Here is a 23,508-nt window from a genome sequence, read left to right as displayed (position 1 = left end):
ACTCCTTTCAAAATCTGGCTTGCAGGCCCAGCACCGCCGTGCGGCGCGCGCCGGGCGCGACCCAGGTGGACTGGTAGGAACTGGTGTAGCAGGTGCGGTCGAACAGGTTGTCGATGTCGAGCGACACGCGCACCAGCGGCGTCACACGCCACCACGCGGTCAGGCGCGCCTGCGTGTAGGCGGGCAGCTCGAACACGGGCGTGCCGGCGGCGATCTGCGCCTGGGTGCGCGAGTCGCCCGGCCGGCGCGCGCTGTACGTGACGCCGCCGCCCAGGCCGAACGGCCGTCCCGCCGCCGCGCCCTCGTACATCACGAGCACGCTGCCGTTGATGCGCGGCACGTTGACGAGGCGGCTGCCCACGGCCAGCACGTTATCGCGCACCACTTCGGCGTCGATGTACGACAGGCTGGCGTTGGCGCGCCAATGCCGGTCCAGCTGGCCCGTGAAATCGGCGTCCAGCCCGCGGCTGCGCACGGCCCCGGCCACGATCGAGTAGCCCGGATTGGCCGGGTCGCCGGTGACGACGTCGCGCTTGTCGATGTCGAACAGCGCCAGCGTGGCACCGGCGCGGCCATCCGCGCCTTCCCATTTGACGCCCGCCTCCCTGGCCCGGCCGTGCTCCGGCGCCAGCGCGGCGCCCGTTACGTCGGTGCCGCTGTTGGGCCGGAACGAGCGGCCGGCGTTGGCGAACAGCGTCCAGTGCGGGGTGGCCAGGTAGGACACGCCCAGGCGCGGCGACGTCGCATGCGGGTCCTGCTGCGTTGTCACGCCAGTGCGGCGGTTGTGCAACGACTGCTGGTAGCGGTCCAGGCGCACACCGGCCAGCACGCGCCAGGATTCGCCCAGCCGCAGGGCATCCTGCAGGTACAGGGCGCTGTTGCGCTGGCGCTCGCGCGTGTCGGTGGCCGGCAGCACCTGCGGCAGCTGCTCGCGCGGACGGTAGCTGGGGGCCAGCACGTCGATGGCGTAGGGCGCGGCCGCACTGGGCAGCACGCGCATCATCAGCTGGTCGTTGCGGAAGCGGTAGGTTTCGACGCCCATCAGGACGTCGTGGCCGACACCGCCCCAGCGCACCTGGCCCGCCAGCTCGGCCTGCAGCACCACGTCGCGCGCATCGTAGTCGCGGTAGCGGCGCTGGCGCCACAGCGTGCGCCCGTCCGGCCGCAGCGTTGCCGCCGCTTCGGTGGCGTAGCCGAGGATCGAGCCTTCCTTCCATGCCAGGCCGGCCCGCAGCGCCCAGCGTTCGCCGCCCTGCTCGCGCAGCACGTGCTGCACGGTCAGCTGGTGGGTGGTATTGCTCACCTCCAGGTCGCCGTCCGCCGGCTCGCCCAGGAAGCGCGAGCGCGGCAGCGCGTCCAGCCGGCCGCCGATGGCCGCCACGCCGCGATCGAGCAGGCCGCGGTGGCGCTGCCACTCGCCGCGGTAGTCGACGGTGCTGCCGGGCGCCACGCGCCAGGTCAGCGCCGGCGCCAGCAAGGTGCGCCGGGTGGTGACGAAGTCGCGCATGCTGCCGCGTTTTTCCACCGCCGCGTTGAGCCGGTAGGCCACGGCGTCGGCCAGCGGTCCGGTGGCATCCAGCGTGGTGCGGTAGAAGCCGTCGCTGCCGGCATAGGCCTCGAGCGCCTGGGCGCTGCGCCACAGGGGCCGCTTGGTCACGATATTGAGCGTGCCGCCAGGCTCGCTGGCACCGTACAGCGCGGCCGCGGGCCCCTTGAGGAACTCGATGCGCTCGATATTGGCCGTATCGCGCGGCCCGTGGTAGCCGCGGTTGCCGGCGAAACCGTTTTGCAGCAGCGCCATGCCGGTGTTGGAGTCGCCGGCCAGGCCGCGGATGGCGATGTTGTCCCACATGCCGCCGAAATTGTTCTGGCGCGAGACGCCGCCGACGTAGTCGAGCGCGTCGTCGACGCGGGTGGCGCCCAGGTCGTCGAGCGACTGGCGCGACATCACGCGCACGGCCTGCGGCAGCTCGCGCAGCGGCAGGTCGGTCTTGGCGCCATCGGCCTCGCTGGCATGATAGGCGCCGGCGGAGCGGCGCCCGACGACTTCGACGACGTCGACGCTTTGCGCCAGCGCGCACGCGGCCGGCAAGGCCAGCACGGTGCCGGCCAGGTATACGGTATGGACTTTCATGATGCTTTTCTTCTGGTTGTTGCGAACGGGGTCGCCGCCGGCGTGCGCGGCCACACGCGCGCCGGTCGGACGCACGCGACGGCAACGCCGGCGGACGGAAAGGGATGCGCGATGCGCCGCACGCGCAGGCATGAGCAGGCGCGCCGCGACGTCGCCTCAGCGGCGCGGCGGCACGTCAGCCAGGCGGCGGACGATCAGCGAAGGGAGGGAACGGCGGGCGGCGCCTGGCGCGCCGGGATCAGGTAGCTGGGAGCGGGAGCGAAGCTGTAGACCGGCAACCGTGCCAGTACGTAGGCGACGGCCAGCAGCACTGCCATCAGTACAGCGTTCACCGGCGGCAGGTCGGACAACGGGTTGCCAGCGGCATGGCAGCTGACGCAATCGGTCTTGACGTCGGCCAGGTCATGGTGGTGGGTGGACGACAGCAGCAGCCCCACCGTGAACAGCAACGCGCACAGCCACACAAGCACGCGCATGGCGCGCGGCAGCGTGCGGCTGGTGGCGGTCGATTGTTCGGTGGCGAGGTGCATGGGCAAGCCGTCGTTGGATTGCGGGCGAGTATAGCATCGGCTTGCCTGAAAAACCATGGGGTCTGTCTGCAACCTCCGCGGCGCCAAACCCGGTGGTGTCAGGCACCTGTTTGCGGGTCGGAGACCCGCAAACAGGTGCCTGACACCGTGGGTCTTCTAGAACTTGTAGCTCAGCCCCAGCACGAACGAGCGCCCCGAATGCACGTACAGCAGCGTATCGTCGCGCGCCGTGTCGCGCCCGTAGCGCAGCGGCTCGTCCGTCACGTTCTGCCCCTCGAAACTCAAGCGCAGCCGCGGCGTCAGATTGTACGACAGCGAAAAGTCGACGTTGGTGGAGGCATCGACGATCGTGTTGTCATGCCCCTGCACATTGCCCAGTACCGCCAGCAAATAGCTGGAACGGTGCGCGGCCGACACGCGCGCGCTGAACTTCGGGTCCTCGTAATACAAGGTCAGGTTGGCCGCGCGCGGCGACAGGCCGGTGAAGTTGTCCGTCACCGTCAGCTGCTCGTTGGCCGCCGTGGTCGGGTTGTCCACCCGCGTGATGTAGGTGATCTTCGACTTCACGTAGGTATAGTTGGCCAGCAGCCCCAGGTTGCTCCAGCGGCCCGGCAGGAAGCTGAACGGCGCCTGCAGGCTCGCCTCCAGCCCGTTCAACGGTCCGCCCGGCGTATTCACCTTGCGGCTGACCACTACCGTCGTCGAAGGCAGGGTCGGGCAGCCCGGCGTGCCGCCCGTCAGCGAACAGCCGCCGCCCAGCAGCAGCTCGTTCGGCAGGCCCAGCGACGAGTACACGGCGCGCTCGGACACGGTCTGGATGAACGAGTCGATCTCCTTGCGGAACACGCCGAGCGACACCATCGCGTTCTTCGCGTAATACCACTCGGCCTGCAGGTCGTAGGTGCGAGCGCGGATCGGGTCGAGTTCGCCGTTGCCGATCGTGACCGTCTGCGCGAACGGGGCGACGGTGGCCGACGGGGCCAGGTCCACGTACTCCGGCCGGGACAGGGTCTTGCCGGCCGAGAAGCGCAGGAACACGTCGCGCGGCAGCTGTGCGGTCAGGTTCAGCGCCGGCAGCCAGTCGCGGTATTTTTTCGTGACGACGTTCGGTACCAGCGTGCCGTTGGCGTTGATCATGGCCATCGACGTGGCCGTGGTCTCGGCGCCGCGCACGCCCACGTTGCCGCGCCAGGCGATGCCGGCCAGGTCTGCGTTGAAATCGACCATGCCGTACAGGGCATCGATCTTCTCCTCGACGCGGCGGTTGGCCTGCCCCAGCACGTTGTATTCGGAACCCGGCACGGCCGCGCAATGGCATTCGATGTCATGGACGGCGCGCAGCTTGTCCAGGTCCACCGCCGTCCACGACGACGGCACGCCCGTGCCGCCCAGGCCCGCGCCGAAGCCCGTGATCTGGCGCGTCAGGCTGGCCAGCGTGACGCCGGCGGGCAGCGCCAGGCCATTGCCGCCCGAGCCGAGCTCCAGGTTGCTCCACGTGTTCGCCCGGCGCGACACGCCCAGCCTGACGGTGGCGTGCTCGTTCGCTTCCCAGCTGCCATTGAGCTCCGTCGTGCGCAGCCTGTTGCGGGTGTTCAGGTAGCGCCCCACGAACTGGCCGTGCAGGGTGCCGTCCGCCTCCTGCGGGCCGAAGGTGAAGTTGGCCGGATTGGCCACGTCGATGCCGAAGTTCAGCGTGGGCACGTTGCGGTTGGTGCGGAAGTCGAACGCGAAGCCGTTCACGTTGGGCGCGTCGAACTGCACGGTGGCGCGCATCGGCTCGTCCAGTTCCGAGTCGGAGGTGCCGTGCAGGAAGTTGAGCTTGAGGCGATCGTTGACCTGGTGGCTGCCGGCCAGCACGTGCTGGCGGAACTTCGTGGTGTAGACGTCCAGCAGGCCTTCGGTGCGGATGTCCACGCCGTTGAATTTGCCGTAGTCCCAGCTGCCGTTCTGGTCGAAGTGGGCATCGACGATGGACGTCTGCGGCTTGCCGTTGGCCTGCGCCAGGCTGCGCGCGAACGAGATCGCGGAGATGTAGTTGTCGTAGCGCTTGTTGGCGAACTTCCCGTACATCAGGTCCAGGTTCAGTTCCGTCGCGGCGCCGGGGCGCCATTGCAGCGCGCCCGTCAGGCCGGTGCGTTCGTAGTCGGTCTGCGAGCGGCGGTAGCGCGGCAGGCGCGGATGGAAGGCGCCCGAGCCGGGCGGCGGCGCGGCCACCGTGCCGCCGTAGTCGTCGCTGCGGCCCATCACCTCGTTCCAGGCCGCCAGGCTGCCCGTGCGCGGCACGCCGAAACCGCAGTTGGCCGCGTCGATGCCCTTGACCGCGCTGCTGGCGGGGTTCTGCGGCGTGGCGCCCAAGGGCGAACAGAAGCCGCCGTCGAAGCTGGCCGACAGCAGCTCGACGCCTTCATAGCCCTCCTCGGTGGCGCGCCGCTTGGCATACGCGCCGGACACCAGCGCGCCGAACTTGCCGTACCGCGTTTCCCAGCGCTCCGACAGCAGTGCCGTCACGCGCGGCTGGGTCTTCTCGGTCAGCGTGTTGTGGAATTCCTGGCCGCCCAGGCTGAAGGTGCGGCCCTTGAAGTCGAACGGGCGCGCCGTGCGCAGGTCGACGGTGGCGCCCAGCGAGCCCTCCTCCACGGCCGCCTCGGACGTCTTGCGCACTTCCATGCTGTTGAACAGCTCCGAAGCGAACACGGAAAAGTCGAAGCCGCGCGAGCGGTTGGTGCTGCCGTTGATGTCGGAGGCGCCGGTGGCCGCCACACCTTCGATGCCGTTGATGCGCACGCGCGTGAAGCCGGCGTTCAGGCCGCGTACGGTGATCTGCTTGCCCTCGCCGCCGTCGCCGCGCGCCAGCGCCACGCCGGGCACGCGCTGCAGCGATTCGGCCAGGTTCGCGTCCGGAAACTTGGCGATGTCCTCCGCCTTGATGACGTCGACGATACCGTCCGCGTTCTTCTTCGTGTTCAATGCGCTGTTCAGGCTGGCGCGGAAGCCCGTGACCACCACCACGCTGGGGTCGCCCGCCGCCATTTCCTGCGCCCTCGCGGGCATGCCGCCCACCACCAGCGCCGCCGCCAGCGCCAGTGCCGTCGGCCGCGCCGCCATTCCTGTCTTCCCGCTTGTCTTCATGCGTTCTCTCCGCTTCGATCCGGTCAGCCCCTTCTCCAGGCGTACCGATGGTAGGACAGCACGTTGCCGCCAGGAGTGTCGTTTTGCAATCAATCAAGGACTTGAGCAGGGCGTAGCTTTTGCGCAACGCGCAACCGGACCGAGGAAAACCTTGTTGTTGAGTAAAATAGCGGATCGATATCGCAGACTCTTCCGTGCATAGCATGCAGACAGACAGCCAGGCGTTCCTGAACAATGGCGGCGCCATGGGTGCGCGCATCGCGGCTTACGACTGGCACAGCCACCCGCTGGGGCCGGTCGAGGGCTGGCCCGCGGCCCTGCGCACCGCGCTCGGCATTGCCCTCGGCACCTCGTTCCCGACGTTTATCACCTGGTCGGAGGACCTGTACCTGTTCTTCAACGATGCCTACCGGCCGGTACTGGGGGCGCGCGCCGACACGGCGCTGGGGCGCCCCTTCCACGAAGTGTGGCCGGAAGCCTGGCCGACGGTACGTCCCATCATCGAGGGTGCGCTGGCCGGCTCGTCCAGCTTCTTCGAGAACTTCCCGGTCACGCTCGAACGTAACGGTTATCCGGAACAAACCTGGTTCACGTTCTCGTACAGCCCCGTGCGCGACGAATGCGGCGTGGTGCTGGGCCTGGTCTGCCTGGTGGTCGAGGACACGGCCAAGGTGCTGGCCCTGGCGCGCCACAAGCAGGCCGAGGAGCGCCTGGCGCTGTCGCTGGAGGCGTCTGGCAATATCGGCACCTGGTCCTACGACCTGGACACGGGCGCCACCTACGTCGACGAGCGTTTCGCGCGCCTGTTCCAGGTCGATGCCGCGCTGGCCGGCGCCGGCACCGAGCTGGAGCGCTTCACGTCGATGATCCATACCGACGACCGCGCGCGCGTGCTTGCGGCCATCGACGCGGCGGTCCGCGACGAAACCCTGTACGACATCGAATACCGCATCCCCCAGCCGTCCGGCGTGGACGCCTGGGTCAACGCGCGCGGCAAGGTGTTCGCCGACCCCTCCACCGGGCGGCGCCGCTTCGCCGGCGTGGCGGTGGACATCTCGGCGCGCAAGGAGGCGGAGCTGGCACGCGCCGAGAGCGAACGCAAGTTCCGCTCGATCGCCAACGTGATTCCGCAGATGGTATGGTCGGCCACGCCGGAAAACGGCAACGACTACCTGAACCACCGCTGGGAGGAGTTCACCGGGCATGGCGCCGCCGCACTGGCCGGTGCCGGCTGGCGCGCCTGTGTGCACCCGGACGACCTGCCGGTGCTGGACGCAGCCTGGCGGCGCAGCCTGGCCGACGGCGGCCCGTTCGAGGTCGAGCACCGCCTGGCGCACCATGCCGGCGAGTGGCGCTGGGTGCTGAACCGCGCGCTGCCGGTGCGCGACGACAACGGCGCCATCACGCGCTGGATGGGCACCCTGACGGACGTGCACGACCAGAAGCGCGCGGAGGAAGACCTGAAAGCGGCCGCGCGGCGCAAGGACGAGTTCCTGGCAATGCTGGCGCACGAGCTGCGCAACCCGTTGGCCCCCATCAGCAATGCGGCGCAGTTGCTGGCGTTGGCGCCCGCCGACACGGCCCGCGTGCGCCAGACCAGCGAGGTCATTTCACGCCAGGTGCACCACATGACGAGCCTGGTCGACGACCTGCTGGACGTGTCCCGCGTCACGCGCGGCCTGGTGGAGCTGGAGCGCCAGCATGTCGACATCAAGACCGTCGTCGCCAGCGCGGTCGAACAGGTGCGTCCGCTGCTGGAAGCACGCCGCCATGCGCTGGAACCGCAGCTGGCCGCTGCCCCGGCATGGGTGGTCGGTGACCGTACCCGGCTGGTGCAGATCGTCGCCAATATCCTCAACAACGCGGTCAAGTACAGGCCGCCGGGCGGGCGCGTCGTATTGGCCGTCGAGACCAGCGCGACCGAGGTGAGGATCGTCGTCACCGACAACGGCATCGGCATTTCCGCGGCCCTGCTGCCGCACGTATTCGACCTGTTCACCCAGGCCGAGCGCACGCCCGACCGTTCGCAGGGCGGCTTGGGCCTGGGCCTGGCCCTGGTGCACAGCCTGGTGCAACTGCACCAGGGACGGGTCGAGGCCAGCAGCGCGGGCCGCGACCAGGGCAGCCGCTTCACGGTGACCTTGCCGCGCGCGGCGGCGCCGGCGCTGGCCGACGCCGAACCTCCCGCGCCGTCGCTGGCGGTGGGGCCGGCCCGCACGATCCTGCTGGTCGACGACAACCTCGACGCGGCCCAGTCGCTGGCGCAGGTGCTGCAGTCGGTCGGCCACGACGCGCGTACGGCGTCCGGGCCGGCCGCGGCGCTGGCCGCCGCCGCCGAACACTGGCCGGACGTGTTCATCCTGGACATCGGCCTACCCGATATGGACGGCTACGAGCTGGCACGCCGCCTGCGCGCCATGCCCGGCGCGCGTCCCGCGCTGTTCCTGGCGCTGACCGGCTACGGCCAGCCGCACGACCGCGAGCAGTCGCGCGGCGCTGGATTCCAGCACCACTTCGTCAAGCCGGTCGACCTGCCGGCGCTGATGCCGTTACTGGCGACCCTGGCGTGAGCACGGTTCCCGGCTACAGCCGCACCACCTCGTCATGGCCTGGGCGGGCATCCTCGTGCAGCAGGTCGCCCAGGTAGCAGGCCAGCTCTCCTTCGTCCAGATCGGCCGGCACGACGATATCGGCCGGGCGGCGCTTGCCGTCGGTACCGGGATGCCAGGCCAGCCAGGCCTGGCCACGCCGTTCGATATCGATCAGCGTGCCGAAGACGTTGAAATGAATGGGCATGACAGTCTCCGCAGCAAAGTGATGCCGACAGTATGCCGCAGCGCTGCCGCATCGGCGCAACGGCGATCCGCACAGGGCGTTGTCATTTCGCTATAATCGGCCCCTTCACCTTGTCCACCGAGCAGTGTCATGTCCGACGATCAACAAGCGTACAAGTTTTCCAATAACTACAGCGACCTCAGCAACTCTTCGGGGCTGGACGCCGGCTTCCAGTTCGAGTTCTATTGCCAGCGCTGCAGCGACCGCTGGCGCACGACGTTCAAGCCTTACCGCAGCGCCCAGGCGTCCGGCTGGCTGTCCAAGGGGGCAAGCATCTTCGGCGGCCTGCTGGGCAACGCCAGCAGCGTGTTGAACGGCCTGGCCGAAGCGGGCTGGCATTCGGCCCGCGACACCGCCTTCAAGGAGGCGCTGGCCGAAGGCAAGCAGCACTTCAACCGCTGCGGCGCCTGCCACGACTACGTCTGCGGCACCTGCTTCGATACGGAAAACGGCCTGTGCTACAACTGCGCGCCGAACGTGAAGGTGGCGATCACGCGCTCGCGCGCCCAGGGCGAGGTGCAGGCTGCCTCCGAGATCGCGCACGACGAGGGCCGCTCGCGCGGCGTGCGCCATGACGTACGCCAGGACATGCAACTGGTCTGCCCGCAGTGCCGGGCCGAGACGCACGGCGCCAAGTTCTGCCCCGAGTGCGGCTGCAAGATGGCGCAGCAGATCCAGTGCCGGGGCTGCAACACCAGCCTGGAGCCGGGCACCAAGTTCTGTACCGAGTGCGGCCAGCGGCAGTGATCCATAGGCCGGCACCGCTGCGCGGACGAGGGGCATGCTCCTCGCAACCCCTGCTCCGCTCCCTGCAGGGCTGACCCCTAAGTGGAACGTGTCCCTGGCAGCGCAGCAGAACTTCGGGGTCGGTGGCCTGCGCCACCGGCGCCTGCGCGATCCGATCGGCACGCTCCGGAGCGCGGACCCGCGGCACATCCCGGCGGTCAATGGGACAGCGCTGCGAGCACGGGCTGCAGCATCGGCCGCAGCACGTCCGGCAGGGTGTCCAGTACGGTGCCGGTGGGCAGCACGTGCACGCGCACGTCCAGCATCAGCGGAATCTCGCCCTGCTCCACGACGGCGAGGTTGCTGCGCATGTGGCGCCCGTCCACCAGCGTGACCGCGCCCGAGCCCACGACCTCGATGGCGCCGTCCGGCGCCAGTACCAGCGCCGTGTCCTCGTCCACGCCGATCCCGGCCAGTTCCGGGTTGGCCGCGATCAAGGTCAGCAAGCGGTTGATGCGGTGCCGCTGCGAGAAATGCTGGTCGATGAGGCAGTGCGACAGGAAGCCCAGTCCCGCGCCCATGCCGATGGCGCCCTTTTCCGGGCTGAACTCGGCGCGCCCGTCCGTCACCATGTGTACGCCCAGGGCCGAGGCGCCCGCGCTGGTGCCGGCGATGCAGGCGCCGTCCCGCACGGCGGTGCGCATGGCCTGGTGCAGCGCCGTGCCGCCGAGCACCGCGAGCAGGCGTTTCTGGTCGCCGCCGGCGATGTAGATGCCACGCGCATCGCGCATGGCGGCCAGTGACGCCGCGTGCGTGGCGTCGCTGCGTTCGCGCACATGCAGCGGCTCGCAGCGCCTGGCGCCGGCCGCCGCGAACGCGCCCTGGTAGGCGCGCCAGACCTCGTCCGGCACGGTGCTGGCGGCCGTCAACACGACGATGCGGGCGTCGGGGCCGCCGCACAACGCGACGAAGCGGCCCAGCACGTCGGGGGCCTCGGCGGGGGCTTCGGTGCCGCCGACGATCATCAGGGCGGCGGGCTTGGCTGGACGGCTCAATTGTGTCTCCCGGCATGGACATTATTCACAGTGTTGACAAAGAAGTATCAGGGGACGCCATGCCGCGCACCATGGGTGCACGGCTCGCGCGTGTGTCGGCAGGCGCCTACACTGCATTACTCGTGGTCACGATCGAGCACAGCGCGCCGGCGACGGCGGCGTCACACTTGCGCCGAGTCAGGCATGATGCGGCTATCGCCCTGACCGAGGAGCCGGACTGTTCATGCTTACCCGTCGCCTTCCGCCGCTGGCCGGCCACGCGGCCGGCAACCTGCTGTGCGCGCTGGTTTTCCTGGCCGCCGCCGCACTGTGCGTGGCGCTGTCGATCCCGCGCGGCAATGGCAGCCCGATCTGGCTGCCGACCGGCGTCGCGCTGGCCGTGCTGCTGCGCTGGGGACGTTGGCTGTGGCCCGGCGTCGCGCTGGGCAGCCTGCTGTTCAACCTGTACCTGATGCGCGCGGGCCATGGCCTGAACGCGACGACGGGTGCGGCCGCCGCCGTCATCGCCAGCGCCAACGTGCTGGCCCTGCTGCTGGCGCAGCGCGGCATCCGCGCCCTGGACCAGGCCGTCAAGCGCGACAGCGCCGCCGTCGTGCACGGCTACCTCGGCATCACGGCCGTGTGCGCCGCGTTGGGCGCCGCCAGCGGCAGCATGGCGCTGGCCGCGGCCGGGGTCGTGCCATCGGCCGAGCGTGGCGTGGTGGCGCTGGTCTGGTGGCTGGGCGACATGACGGCGATGCTGGTGGTGACGCCGTTGTTGTCGGCCTGGGCCGATGGCGCGGCCCGGCGCCGCCTGCGCGCCCACGCCGCCGAGACCGCGCTCGTACTGGTGGCCAGCAGCGCCCTGGTGGCGATCGTGTTCCAGCTGGAGTGGCTGGGCGACGCCCAGCGCTACGGTCCGCCGTTCCTGCTGCTGCTGCCGGTGGCCTGGGCGGCGATCCGGCTGGGCGCCGCCGGCTCGACGGCCGTCGTCGCCATCGCCGCGACGGGCGCCGTGCTGGCCACGCTGTCGGGCGGCGGCCAGTTCGCCACGCGCAGCCAGCTGCACTCGCTGGTGGCGCTCGACCTGTACCTCGCCATCCTGGCCGTGACCGGGATGGTGCTCACCAATACCAGCGCCGGCCACCGGCAGCCGGCCAACACGCCGGTCAGCAGCCGCTGGCCCGTGCTGATGCTGGCGCTGTGCCTGACGGTGACGATCGGCGCCTGGCACGCGGCCGCGCGCTACGGCGAACGGCGCATCAATGAGCAGTTCGCGGCCCTGGCCGATACCGCCTGGCGCCAGATCGACTACCGCCTGGCCAACTACCGCCGCCTGCTGCGCGCCGGCAAGGCATTCTTCGACGCCTCGGAAAACGTGACGGCGGACGAGTGGCACACCTTTGCCAGCAGCTTCGATATCGAACACGCCTTCCCCGGCACGCAGGGCCTGGGCTTTGCGATGTGGACCCCGGCGGCCGGCGTGGCGGCGCTGGAGCGCATGCACCGGCCGCACTGGCCCACCTTCCGGGTGTGGCCGCCGCCGCGCGACGGGCACGGCGCCATCGTCACCTACCTCGAACCGCACAACGTGCGCAACGACCGGGCAATGGGCTTCGACATGTACTCCGAGCCGGTCCGGCGCGCCGCGATGCAGGCCGCGGCGCGCCTGGGCCGGATCGGCAGCACGGCGGTCGTGGTGCTGGTGCAGGAAATCGAAAGCAACCGGCAGCTGGGCTTCCTGATGTACGAACCGGTGTACCGCCGCGGCGTGCCGCGCAACACACCGGCCGAACGCATGGCCGCGCTGCACGGTTTTGTCTACAGCCCGTTCCGCCTGGGCGACATGATCGGCAGCATGGTCGGGCCCGACACGCCATTCACGTTGCGCATCTGGGACGGCCCGCTGGCGCGCGGCCGCCTGATCTTCCGCAACGATGCGCCCCGCGCCGGTGCCAGCCGCTACCAGCGCCCCCTCAGCCTGGCGCAGGCGGTGGCGGTCGACGAGACCGGCCGCTACTGGACAGTGGAGCTGACCGCGAGCGACGCGTTCGAGGCCAGCGTCGACCGCCACAGCAGCCTGCTGATTCTCGGCCTGGGTACCTTGATCAGCCTGTTGATGTTCGAGGTGGTGAAGAGCCTGGCGATGACGCGGTCGCGCGCGCTGCGCCTGGCGCAGGACATGACGCACGAACTGCACGGGCAGCAACGCGCCGTGCAGCGCTCCGAGGCCCGGCTGCGCCTGTTCACGGCCAGCGTGCGCAGCCACGCCATCATCTTCCTGGACAGCGCCGGCAACGTGGAGGCGTGGAACGAAGGCGCCACCAACCTGTTCGGTTATGGCGACGAGGAAGCTGTCGGCCGGCCCCTGCCGGTCTGGGACGACGCCGACGCCGGCGCCGTGGCGCTGGCGCAGGCAACGGCCACGGGTACCTGTGCCGGACTGCGCACCTTCGTCTGCAAGAATGGCCAGACCTTCCTGGGCGAGATGCAGCTGTCCGCCGTGCGCCTCGACGGCGCCGGGCCGCCGACCGGGTTTGCCTTCATCGTGCGCGACGTCACGGAAGCGCAAGCGGCCGAGGAGCAGATGCGGCGCGCCAAGGAGCACGCGGAAAGCGCCAGCCGGGCCAAGTCCAGCTTCGTGGCCAACATGAGCCATGAACTGCGCACGCCGATGAACGCCGTGCTGGGCCTGGCCACGCTGCTGGGCCGCACCCGGCTCGACAGCGAGCAGCAGAACTTCGTCAACATGATCAGGAGTTCCGGCCAGACCCTGCTGGCCGTGCTGAACGACGTGCTCGACTTTTCCAAGATCGAGGCGGGCCGGATCGAACTCAATCCCGTGCCGATGGCGCCCGATGCGCTGGCCCAGGTGGCGGCCGCGCTGATGGCTGTCAGCGGCGGCGGCCGGCTGCGGCTGGTGGTGGACGTCGATCCGGCGCTGCCGCTGGAAGTGGTGGCCGATCCGCTGCGGCTGGAACAGATCCTGACGAACCTGATCGGCAATGCGCTGAAATTCACCGAACGGGGCGCCGTGCACTGCCTGCTGCGCGCCGGCGGCGAGCGCGATGGCCGCCTGCTGCTGGTCGCGGAAGTGAGCGACACCGGCATCGGCATGGACCCGGAACAGCTGCAGCGGCTGTTCTCGCCGTTCGTGCAGGCCGACGCGTCGATGAGCCGGCGCTTCGGCGGCACCGGCCTGGGCCTGACCATCGCGCGCGGCCTGGCCGAACGGATGGACGGCCGCATCGACGTGACCAGCGCACCCGGCAGCGGCAGCACCTTTACCCTGACGGTGCCGGTGCGGCCCGTCCCCGATCCCGCCGACCGCTACCCGCTGGCGGCGCCGTGGCGCGACCTGGACGTGCTGCTGTTCGAGTCCGATCCGGAGGTGGCGGCCGCCCTGGTGCGCGCGACCGGGCGGTGGGGCTGGCGGCTGCACCCCGTCAACGACTTCGACCAGGCCCGCGATACGCTGGGCGGCACCGGCCCACTGCCCTACCGCCTCGCCCTGATCGGTCCCGACAGCCAGGGCGTGACGCCGCTGGCCCTGCTGGCACCGCGGCGCGAGCGCCTGCCGGCCGGCTTCGCCCTGGTACAGATCAGCGCCGGCTTCGCGCCGCCGCTGGCCGGCGCGGCGCAGACCTTCCCATTCGCCCTGGTCCATGCGCCCGCCACCCGCGCCACGCTGCATGCGGCGCTGGCGCAACTGGCTCAGGCACCGGCCCCGGCTGCGGCAAGCGCGGCGCCGACACCCGTCCCGCGCACCGCGCCGGCGCCCGCCCAGCCGCTGGCCGGCATGCACGTGCTGCTGGCAGAGGACCACCCTGTCAACCAGACGGTCGCCGTGACGATGCTGCGCTATGCTGGCGCCGAAGTGACGGTGGCGGACAACGGCCGCGCCGCCGTCGACGCGCTGCGGCGCGACCCGGCCCGCTATGCGGTGGTGCTGATGGACGTGCAGATGCCTGAAATGGACGGGCTGCAGGCCGCCCGCGCCGTCCGCGACACGCTGCGCCTGGCCATACCCATCGTCGCGATGTCGGCCGGCGTGACGGAAGCCGAACGGGCCGCCTGCCGCGCCGCGGGCATGGACGACTTCATCGCCAAGCCCGTCGAGGAAGAGGAAATGGTGGCGACATTGCTGCGCTGGCGCTCGGAAGAGTTGCCTCAGAATTAAGCGATGTTGCTTTTTCGCATCTAAATCAGGGGTTCTGCCCGGCGGCGGCGCCTCTGGTCGGCACAGTCCGGTATAGTCGGTCATGTCATCCGACGTTTCAGCCAGATCATGTACAGCGGTTATTTCGACCCCACGCTCGTTATCGTTTCCATCCTGGTCGCGATGTTCGCGTCATACACCAGCCTCAGCCTTGCGGACCGCGTGCGCAGTTCGCGCGGGCTGGCGGCCTATCTGTGGACGGGCGGCGGCGCGCTGGCGATGGGCACCGGCATCTGGGCCATGCACTTCATCGGCATGCTGGCGTTCCGGCTGCCAATCCCGCTCGGCTACGACGTCGGCATCACGCTGCTGTCGCTGCTGCTGCCCGTGGCCGTATCCGGCCTGGCGCTGTGGCAGTTGCGCGAACGCACCGTCGCCGGCATCCGGCTGGCCGCCAGCGCCCTGCTGCTGGGCCTCGGCATCGCCGGCATGCACTACACTGGGATGGCGGCGATGCGGATGGACCCGGGCATCCGCTATGAGCCGTTCGCGCTGGCGCTGTCCGTGCTGATCGCCATCGGGGCCGCCGCCGGCGCCCTGTGGATCGCCTACCGCCTGCGCCTGCGCACGCCGCGCGCCAGCCTGATCCAGGGCGCCGCGGCCGTCGTGATGGGCCTGGCCATCGCCGGCATGCACTACACCGGCATGGCCGCCGCGCACTTCCCCATCGGGGTGATCTGCCGTGCCGCCGCCAGCGGCGTGGATTACACGACGCTGGCGCTGGCCGTCACGCTGGGCACGGCCGGCATCCTGACGATCGCGCTGATCGTCTCCATCTACGACGCCCGTCTGGAGGCGCGCACCCATATCCTGGCGGCCTCGCTCGCCACGGCCGAGGAGCGCCGCGCCCAGTTCCAGCACGAGCACGAGGCGCGGTTGGCGCTGGCGCGCCTGAACGAACAGAAGGACGAGTTCCTGGCCACGCTGTCGCACGAGCTGCGTACGCCGCTGAACTCCGTGCTGGGCTGGTCGCAACTGCTGCAGCAGGGCGACAAGGACAGCGGCACCTTGCAGCGCGGCCTGGCCGCCATCGAGCGCAATGCGCGCGCCCAGGCACGCATGATCGACGAGCTGCTGGACATGAGCGCCATCGCGGCCGGCAAGGTGGAGGTGCTGGCCGCGCCGACCTGGCCGGCCGAATTCGTCAACGCCGCCGTCGATACCATCCGGCCGGTGGCGCTGGCCGCCGGTGTGGAGCTGACCGTGCAGCTGGACCGCAGCGCCGGCCCCGTCTGCGCCGACGCGGCGCGCATGCAGCAGGTGATGGGCAACGTGCTGGCCAACGCGGTCAAGTTCACGCCCGCCGGCGGCCACGTGGTCGTCACCCTGAGCCGCACGGCCGAAGGGGTGGCGATCCGCGTGGCCGACACGGGCGTGGGCATCGATCCGGCCTTCCTGCCGCACGTGTTCGAACGGTTCCGCCAGGCCGATGCGTCGACCACGCGCCGCTACGGGGGGCTGGGGCTGGGATTGTCGATCGCCCGGCAACTGCTGGAGCTGCAGGGCGGCGCCATCGCCGCCGAAAGCGCGGGGCCGGGCCAGGGCGCGGCGTTTACCGTGCGGCTGCCGCTGCACGCGGCCAGCGCCGGCCGGCGTGCGGCGCGGCCGGATCACGCGGGCTGCGGCGGCTGAGGCAGGGATCGAGACGAGCACAGGCAGCCGCCTGCGCGTCGCAGGCGGCTGCCTGTTCCCGGGTGCGCCGGGCGGTCAGCCTTCGTTGCTCTGGCCTTCCGACTGGCGCGCCTGGTGCGCCTGCGGCGACGGCTGGTTCTGGCGCGGCCGGAACTCGGTCGGGCTCATGCGGTGCCGGCCACGTCGGTCGCCCATCAGGTCGCGCAGTTCGCGGATGCCGATCCCGGACGCTTCGTGCATGCGCAGCAGGATCGACGCGCCCACGGGCAGGCGGCCGTGCCGGATCTTGCTGACGATGGCGGGCGCCACCTCGATCGCGCGCGCCAGGGCGGCGTCATTGCGGGCATTCAGTTTGGCCGCGAGCGTGTCGAGCAGTCTGCCGGGGCTGTATTCCCCGACCTGTTCGCCTTGCGGCAATTCGTCGTTCGCTTCGTAGTCCATCGCTTCCTCCCCTTCGGTCTTCACACCATATAGATGATATGCAGGCGGCCTACTGCAGCGCGCGGCGCTGCAGCGCACGGGCCACCTGGACCAGGATGGAGCGGGTCAGCGGCGCATCGCGGTGTTCCGCGCGCGACGCCTCGGCCAGCAGCCGCGCGGCGGCACGGGCATTGTTCCCCGGCGCCGACTGCAGCACGCGACCGACCAGGTCGCACGCATCCAGGACGGCGTCGATCTCGACTTCCCGCAGTCCCAGCGTATAGTGCGGCTCAGCGCCCATCAGCGTTTCTTTGTCCATGTCTGGTCTCCGACTCTATTGAACTCCGGCACGATTGCTGAATGCATCGGCATCGAAGCCGATGTTTTGTCGGAATGCATGCCGTCGGGGTGTCCGTTGTTACTGATGGTGCCCAAATCGCTAGGCGCTGTTCGCGTTAAGTAGTGGAACTCGCCTCGCGCCGGCCTGTCTGATCTCCTGTTGAGATATCTCATGCGGATCGGAGGCCGGCAATGGGGACGACGGATTTCCAGGCGGTGTTGCAGGCGCTGCGCCAGCGCCAACTGACGTTCGAAGAAATGGCCGCATTACAAGCCGTGCTGGCAACGGCCATGCAGGGCGATCAATGTTTCTCATTGATCGAGGCCGCTGCCGGCAGGCCGCCTTGTCCCCGCTGCACATGTGCTCGTTGTCACCGCAGCGGCGCGGCCAACGGCCTCCAACGCTATCGCTGTACCGCGTGCGGCCGCACGTTCAACGCATTAACCGGCACGCCATTGGCCCGGCTCCGGTTGCGCGACAAGTGGCTCGCCTACCTCACATGCCTGCTGGAATCGACAACGGTACGCGCTGCGGCCGAGGCGCGTGGCGGTAGCGCAATCGACCAGTTTCCGATGGCGCCACCGCTTCATTGCCGGGGTCCGGCGGGAACGCCGTCCGACATTGTCCAACATCGTCGAGGCGGACGAGACCTACCTGCTCGAGTCGCAGAAGGGCTCGCGCCACCTGACCCGGCCGGCCCGCAAGCGCGGCGGCAAGGCTTCCGGGCGCGGCCAGAGCAGGCAATTCGATTGCATTCTGGTCGCGCGTGACCGCAGCCGTGTCACGCACGATTTCGTAACCGGGCGCGGGCCGGTCAGTGCCGCGCAACTGCAAGCGCATCTACTACCGGTGCTGGCGCCGGACATCTTGTTGATCAGCGACGCGGCGAAGGCCTATCAGGCGTTCGCACGCGAGGCGGGTCTCACCCACGAGGTCATCAACGTGCGTGCGGACATCAGGGCGCGCGGTACCATCCATATTCAAAACGTGAACGGCTGGCACAGCCGCTTCAAGGGCTGGCTGGGCCGGTTCCACGGTGTTGCCAGCCGCTACCTGGCCAACTACACCGGCTGGTGCCGGGTACTCGATGCCGGCTCGCCAGCAACCCCATCGGACTGGCTGCGCATCGGCGTGGCGCCGGGCAAGTACAGTCCAGGCTGCCAATGACACCGACGCGCTGAAAAAGTTCCGTAACGAGGGGCAACCACCAGCTAACGCGAACAGCGCCCAAAAAAAACGCCGCCCGAAGGCGGCGCTGAACTCACGCTGATAATTCGCTCAGAACGCGAAGGAAGCGGTGACGACCGCCGTGCGGCCAGGGGCCACGCCGGCGTAGTGCGGCGAGCTGACCTTGTCGAAGTACAGCTTGTCCGTCAGGTTCTGCACATTCAGCTGCAACGTGACGTTCTTGTTGACTTCGTAGCTGGCCATCGCATCGAAGCGGGTGTAGCCGGGTGCGTACTTGGTGTTGTTGACGTTGGCGTAGACCTTCGACACATAGTTGACGCCGCCGCCGACCGTCAGGCCGGGCAATACCGTGTACGAGGTCCACAGCGACGCGCTGTTCTTCGGCGTGGTCGGGAACACGTTGCCGTTGTACGGTGACGGCTGGTAGAGCGCCGGCTGGCCCGCGGCGGCCGTGTTGACGTAGCCGTTGTCGTCCAGGCGGCCGTCCAGCCAGGTATAGCCGCCGAACACCATCCAGTTGGGCGTCAGGTTGCCGGAGATACCCAGCTCGATGCCTTCCACGCTCTTCTTGCCGACGTTCTGGCTGGTGCCGTCCGGCGCCGTCACGCGGGCGTTGTTCATCTCGCTCTTGAACAGGGCGGCGCTCAGCGACAGGCGGCGCGCCAGCACTTCCCACTTGGTGCCCAGCTCGAAGTTCTTGCTGTCCTGCGGCTTCAGGTTCTGCACCGCGACCGACAGGCCGTCCGAGCCGTCGCCGCCGTCGTAGCCCGGCGGGGTGGACGAGGTGCCGTACGAGACATACACGCTGCTGTTGGTGGACGGCTTGTAGACCAGGCCGGCCTGGTAGTTGGTGAAGCTGCTCTTCACTTCCGCGTGCTGCGCATTGGTGGTCTTGCCGTCCAGCGTGTACTGCGGCACGTCCAGCTTCGAGCGGTAGTCGTCCCAACGCAGGCCCAGGTTCAGCAGCCACTGCGGCGCCAGCTCGACGGTGTCGAACGCATAGGCCGAGCGCGTGTTGGTGTGGACGTTGGTGCGTGCCGGCGAAACGGTGCGCGTGTACTCCCACGGATCGTTGGCGTTCGGATTGACCAGCGAGGTGCAGTTGTACAGCGTCTGGGCGCCGAAGGTCGGGCAGGTGAACGTTTTCGTCAGCGGATTGTTGGTGCCCGGGGCGAACAGGTAGCTGCTGCGATCGGTTTCCTCGCGGCCGATCTCGATGCCGGTGGTAAAGGTATGCTTCATGCCCGCCCACACGCGCGAGCCGGACAAGGCCGTCGTATTGGCCAGCGAATCGGTTTCCGTCACGCGCGTGTTGGCGCGGCGCCATACGGTGCCGTACAGCACCGTATTGCCCTTCGAGTCGTCAGGCTGGGTCCAGACGTAGTCGTTGCTGTTGCGGCCGTAACGGCTCACGTTGCGCAGGGTCAGGCCGTTGCCCAGGTCGTGCTTGACGTCGATGGTGCCGATATCGGTCTGGGTGTCGCGGAAGTCGCGGTTGAGCAGGCCATAGTAGCTGTCGCGCGGCACGTCGATGGGGGTGCCGTTGCCATTCTTCGCCATGTTCGCGCCCGTGCTGAACGGGTTGTTGAACGGGATGCCGGTGTCGGGCAGCTCGCTCGACTCCATGTGGTAATAGCCGATCGATACGCGGGTCGGGCCGGTCAGGCCGAACGTGACGGTGGGCGCCACGCCCCAGCGGTCGCCGTGAATCTCGTTGCGGCCGGCCACGTGGGCGTCGTGGCCCATCACGTTCAAACGCACGGCGGCATTGTTGCCGATCGTGCGGTTCAGGTCAGCGGTCACGCGGCGGTATTGCGCGCTGCCGATGCCGACGGTGGCGTTGTTGAAGTTTTCCGCCTTCGCGGTCTTGCTGACCAGGTTGACGCCGCCGCCCGCCGACGAGCGGCCGCCGTATGCGGAATTTGGACCCTTCACCACTTCCACCTGCTCCAGCGCGAAGATCTCGCGCGAGGCCGAACCAGTGTCGCGGATGCCGTCGACGTAGGTGTCGGTCTGGGCATTGTAGCCGCGGATGAACAGGTTGTCGCCGACCGGATTGCCACCTTCGCCGGCACCGATCGTGATCCCCGGCACCGTGCGCAGCGCGTCGGTCAGGGACGTGGCACCGGTCTGCGCGATCACGGCGGTCGGAATCACGGTCACCGATTTGGGCGTATCCAGCAGCGGCGCGGTGAACTTGTCGGAGACCGACGTGCGGACCTGGAAGTCGCTGGTGGCGCGGCCTTCGACGCGCACTTCCGGCAGGCCTTGCTCGGAGGTCTGGGCATGCAGGGCCAGGGGCATCGCCAGGGTGGCGATGGCCAGGGCGGCGGGATGTTTGATGGTCTTGATGTACGGATTACGGCTAGTCATTGCTTGCTTTCTGAGGCTGGCTCGTGGCTGGCGAACGCGCCGCTCGCGCGAACTAATAATACGAATCATTCTTATTATCGCATAAAGTTGCCCGACGGGCATCTGGTTCCATCAGGCTTGGTCCGACCGGCACATGGGGCATCGTCCTACACCGCACCCTGCTCTTCGGTGGCAGACTCTCGGCCTTGACGAATTAGCCACGAGAACGATGACCGCAACCTCGACACCTGCCCTGCCACGCCTGCCTCCCGTTAGCCGTTCCCTGCCCTACGACCCCGCGCGCCTGTTCGACCTGCTGCGCCAGCGCCTGCAACTGCACAGCGACAAAGCGCTCGCCAAGGCGCTGCAAATCGCCCCGCCGCTGCTGACCCGCCTGCGCCACCGCGGCCTGCCGCTGAGCGGTTCGCTGCTGCTGCGCATCCAGGACGTCAGCGGCATCGCGGTGGACGAATTGCGCCGGGTGCTGGGCGACCGGCGCCGGCGCATGCGGCTGGCAATCGGTGCCCGGGCGGCCGGATAGGACATCCCTGCCAGGACAACGGCGAGCCGTCCGACATGGATGTAGGCGCAGGCCGATACGGCACAGCGGGTCACGCCGTTAAGCTTGAACCGGAATCACTTCAGGAGCTACGCATGACAGAGCAGAACAATATGGCCGATCCGCTGCAACTGTGGGGCGGCCTCGAATGCACGATCAACCGGGTGACCGACACGTACTTCAGCCAGATGGAGCGCAACGGCCACCGCGAACGGCTGGAGGACATCGACCGCTTCGCCTCGCTGGGCATCAGCGCCATCCGCTATCCGGTGCTGTGGGAATGCACGGCGCCGGAGTCCATCGAGGATGCCGACTGGTCGTGGTCCGACGCGCGCCTGCCGCGCCTGCGCGAACTGGGCGTGGAACCGATCGTGGGCCTGATCCACCACGGCAGCGGGCCGCAGCACACCAGCCTGGTCGATCCGGACTTCGCGGACAAGCTGGCGGCATATGCCGGCGCTGTCGCGGCGCGCTATCCCTGGTTGACCTGCTACACGCCCGTCAACGAGCCGCTGACCACCGCGCGCTTTTCCGGCCTGGCCGGCGTCTGGTACCCGCACGGCAGCGACGAGGCCACGTTCGTGCGCGCCCTGCTGAACCAGTGCCGTGCCGTGGTGCTGTCGATGCAGGCCATCCGCGCCGTCAATCCGCAAGCGAAGCTGGTGCAGACCGACGACCTGTCGCGCACCTACGGCACGCCGGAGATGGGCGAGATCGTCGAGTTCTTCAATGAACGGCGCTGGCTGTCGTGGGACCTGTTGTGCGGCATGGTCGATCCATCGCACGCGTTGTGGAACTACCTGCTGGAATCGGGCGCGACGGCCGAAGAGCTGCTGTGGTTCCGCGACCATCCCTGCCCACCGGACGTCATCGGCGTCAACTACTACATCACCAGCGAACGCTGGCTGGACCACCGCGTCGAACGCTACCCCGCCAGCCACGTCCACACCTACCGCGGCATCCGCCACGCCGACATGGAGACGGCGCGCGTGCTGGCCAACCCTACGCCGGGCATCGGGCCGTTGCTGATGGAGGTATGGGAGCGCTACCGCCGGCCGGTGGCAATCACTGAAGCCCATATCGACGCCAACCGGGAAGACCAGCTGCGCTGGCTGCTGGAAGTCTGGAAGGCCGCGCAAGCCGCGCGCGAAGCCGGTGCCGACATGCGCGCCGTCACGGTCTGGGCTCTGCTCGGCTCCTACGACTGGAACTGTCTCGTCACGGCCTGCAAGGGCTATTACGAACCCGGTCCGTTCGACGTGCGCGGCCCGGCACCGCGGCCAACCGCCGTCGCGACAATGATGCGCTCGCTCGCGACGGGCGCGCCGCCACGGCACCCGGTGCTGCAGGGCGTCGGCTGGTGGCACCGGCCGGGCCGCTTCCTGTGCCCGCCGGTGGCGACCAGCAGCATCCCGGCCTCGCTGGCGGAGCGCCAGCAGGCCAAGGACGACGCCCAGCGCCACGTGCAACCGATCCTGATCGCCGGCGCCAGCGGCGCGCTGGGCGCCGTGTTCGCGCAGCTGTGCGCGGCCCGTAACATCCCGTTCCGCATCACCAGCCGGGCCGAGATGGACGTGACCGATCCGGCCGCCGTCGAGCGCGCGATCCGCCGGTACCGTCCGTGGGCCATCGTCAACGCGGCCGGCTCGCCGCCGCGCGTGGGCGAAGACGATGCCGCCGACGACGCCCTGGCGCGCTGCTACCGCGAGAACTGCCTGGGGGCGACGGTGCTGGCATTGGCCGCGCTGAAGCACGAGATCCAGTACCTGATGTTCTCCAGCGCCGAGGTATTCGACGGCCAGCTGGAACGCGCCTACCGGGAAAGCGATCCGGTCTCGCCGCGCAGCGCCTTCGGCCGCCACAAGGCGCAGGCCGAGCAGCGCGTGCTGCTGGCCCACCCGGGCGCGCTGATCGTGCGCAGCAGCGGCTTCTTCAGCCCATGGGACGAAGGCCACCTGCTGGCGCGCAGCCTGCGCGAATTGGGCGAGGGGCGCATCGTCGCGCTCGATGGCGAACGGCCGCTGTCGCTGACCTACTTGCCGGACCTCGTCAACACCTGCCTGGACCTGGCGATCGACGGCGAGCGCGGCATCTGGCACCTGACCAATCAGGGCAGCCTGGACGCCGGCTCGATGGTGCGCATGACGGCCGGGCTGCTGGACGTCGACACGGCCGGCCTGCGCGACGAGACCCCACCCGGCAACCCGGCCCCGGCGTTGCTGGGTACCGAGCGCGGCGCCCTGCTGCCGACCTTGGACGATGCGCTGCAGCGCTATGCGCGCACCGTCGCCGTGCAGCGCCAGGCGCTGCCGGCCGGGGTGGAGCGGCGCAGCCGGTTGCGTGTCTGAGGCGTTTGCTGACTAAAAAGCAACAGCAGCACAGGCTGCTTCCTGTTAGGATTCTGGCAAGA

14 protein-coding genes and 1 pseudogene are annotated in these 23,508 nt (G+C 69.2%); 7 read left to right on the top strand and 8 right to left on the bottom strand.

Going from position 1 to position 23,508, the window contains the following annotated elements; genetic code table 11:
• Positions 1-7 precede the first annotated feature (7 nt).
• From E7V67_011160 to E7V67_011150, 3 genes are all read right to left on the bottom strand, one after another.
• The gene (locus tag E7V67_011160; protein WUR15630.1) at positions 8-2,134 is read right to left on the bottom strand and encodes a TonB-dependent receptor; all 2,127 of its coding nucleotides are present in this window, start codon (positions 2,132-2,134) and stop codon (positions 8-10) included.
• A 194-nt stretch (positions 2,135-2,328) separates the two neighbouring features.
• Complete coding sequence (locus E7V67_011155; protein ID WUR15629.1) at positions 2,329-2,664, bottom strand: hypothetical protein; 336 nt, start codon at positions 2,662-2,664, stop codon at positions 2,329-2,331.
• Between the two features lie 156 nt (positions 2,665-2,820).
• Positions 2,821-5,793: a TonB-dependent receptor gene (locus E7V67_011150; protein ID WUR15628.1), complete on the bottom strand. Its 2,973-nt coding sequence runs from the start codon at positions 5,791-5,793 to the stop codon at positions 2,821-2,823.
• A gap of 203 nt (positions 5,794-5,996) precedes the next feature.
• Between E7V67_011150 and E7V67_011145 the strand changes: the two genes are divergently transcribed.
• Positions 5,997-8,363 carry a PAS domain-containing protein gene (locus E7V67_011145; GenBank protein WUR15627.1) on the top strand — a complete coding sequence of 789 codons (2,367 nt, stop codon included), beginning with the start codon at positions 5,997-5,999 and terminating at the stop codon, positions 8,361-8,363.
• Between the two features lie 13 nt (positions 8,364-8,376).
• On the opposite strand, the gene E7V67_011140 is transcribed toward E7V67_011145, so the two are convergent.
• A complete protein-coding gene (locus E7V67_011140; GenBank protein ID WUR15626.1) occupies positions 8,377-8,589 on the bottom strand; it encodes a hypothetical protein in 213 nt (70 codons plus the stop codon).
• Between the two features lie 129 nt (positions 8,590-8,718).
• Between E7V67_011140 and E7V67_011135 the strand changes: the two genes are divergently transcribed.
• Positions 8,719-9,375 carry a zinc ribbon domain-containing protein gene (locus E7V67_011135; GenBank protein ID WUR15625.1) on the top strand — a complete coding sequence of 219 codons (657 nt, stop codon included), beginning with the start codon at positions 8,719-8,721 and terminating at the stop codon, positions 9,373-9,375.
• Between the two features lie 197 nt (positions 9,376-9,572).
• Here the strand turns inward: E7V67_011135 and E7V67_011130 are convergent, their stop codons facing one another.
• The gene (locus tag E7V67_011130) at positions 9,573-10,409 is read right to left on the bottom strand and encodes a cyanophycinase (GenBank protein WUR15624.1); all 837 of its coding nucleotides are present in this window, start codon (positions 10,407-10,409) and stop codon (positions 9,573-9,575) included.
• A gap of 223 nt (positions 10,410-10,632) precedes the next feature.
• Here E7V67_011130 and E7V67_011125 point away from each other — a divergent pair, with 223 nt between their 5' ends.
• Together E7V67_011125 and E7V67_011120 are read left to right on the top strand one after the other, a co-directional pair.
• On the top strand, positions 10,633-14,568 hold the full coding sequence (locus tag E7V67_011125) for a CHASE domain-containing protein (protein WUR15623.1): 3,936 nt from the start codon (positions 10,633-10,635) through the stop codon (positions 14,566-14,568).
• A gap of 108 nt (positions 14,569-14,676) precedes the next feature.
• The gene (locus E7V67_011120; protein ID WUR15622.1) at positions 14,677-16,239 is read left to right on the top strand and encodes an MHYT domain-containing protein; all 1,563 of its coding nucleotides are present in this window, start codon (positions 14,677-14,679) and stop codon (positions 16,237-16,239) included.
• A gap of 75 nt (positions 16,240-16,314) precedes the next feature.
• On the opposite strand, the gene E7V67_011115 is transcribed toward E7V67_011120, so the two are convergent.
• Both E7V67_011115 and E7V67_011110 read right to left on the bottom strand, forming a co-directional pair.
• Complete coding sequence (locus E7V67_011115; GenBank protein ID WUR15621.1) at positions 16,315-16,704, bottom strand: hypothetical protein; 390 nt, start codon at positions 16,702-16,704, stop codon at positions 16,315-16,317.
• A gap of 25 nt (positions 16,705-16,729) precedes the next feature.
• The gene (locus tag E7V67_011110; GenBank protein WUR15620.1) at positions 16,730-16,978 is read right to left on the bottom strand and encodes a hypothetical protein; all 249 of its coding nucleotides are present in this window, start codon (positions 16,976-16,978) and stop codon (positions 16,730-16,732) included.
• Between the two features lie 311 nt (positions 16,979-17,289).
• Here E7V67_011110 and E7V67_011105 point away from each other — a divergent pair.
• Positions 17,290-18,166, top strand: a pseudogene (locus E7V67_011105) (IS1595 family transposase).
• Positions 18,167-18,277: 111 nt separating this feature from the next.
• On the opposite strand, the gene E7V67_011100 reads toward E7V67_011105, so the two are convergent.
• Entirely contained in the window at positions 18,278-20,560 is a 2,283-nt protein-coding gene (locus tag E7V67_011100; GenBank protein WUR15619.1) for a TonB-dependent siderophore receptor, read from the bottom strand.
• 208 nt (positions 20,561-20,768) lie between these two features.
• Between E7V67_011100 and E7V67_011095 the strand changes: the two genes are divergently transcribed.
• Positions 20,769-21,080, top strand: coding sequence for a hypothetical protein (locus tag E7V67_011095; protein WUR15618.1), 312 nt, complete (start codon positions 20,769-20,771; stop codon positions 21,078-21,080).
• Between the two features lie 113 nt (positions 21,081-21,193).
• Positions 21,194-23,446, top strand: a complete 2,253-nt coding sequence (locus E7V67_011090; GenBank protein WUR15617.1) for a family 1 glycosylhydrolase — start codon at positions 21,194-21,196, stop codon at positions 23,444-23,446.
• Positions 23,447-23,508: the final 62 nt, after the last annotated feature.

The organism is [Empedobacter] haloabium (assembly GCA_008011715.2).
GTDB lineage: Bacteria > Pseudomonadota > Gammaproteobacteria > Burkholderiales > Burkholderiaceae_D > Rugamonas > Rugamonas haloabia.
This window is presented reverse-complemented; position numbering and strand designations above follow the sequence as displayed.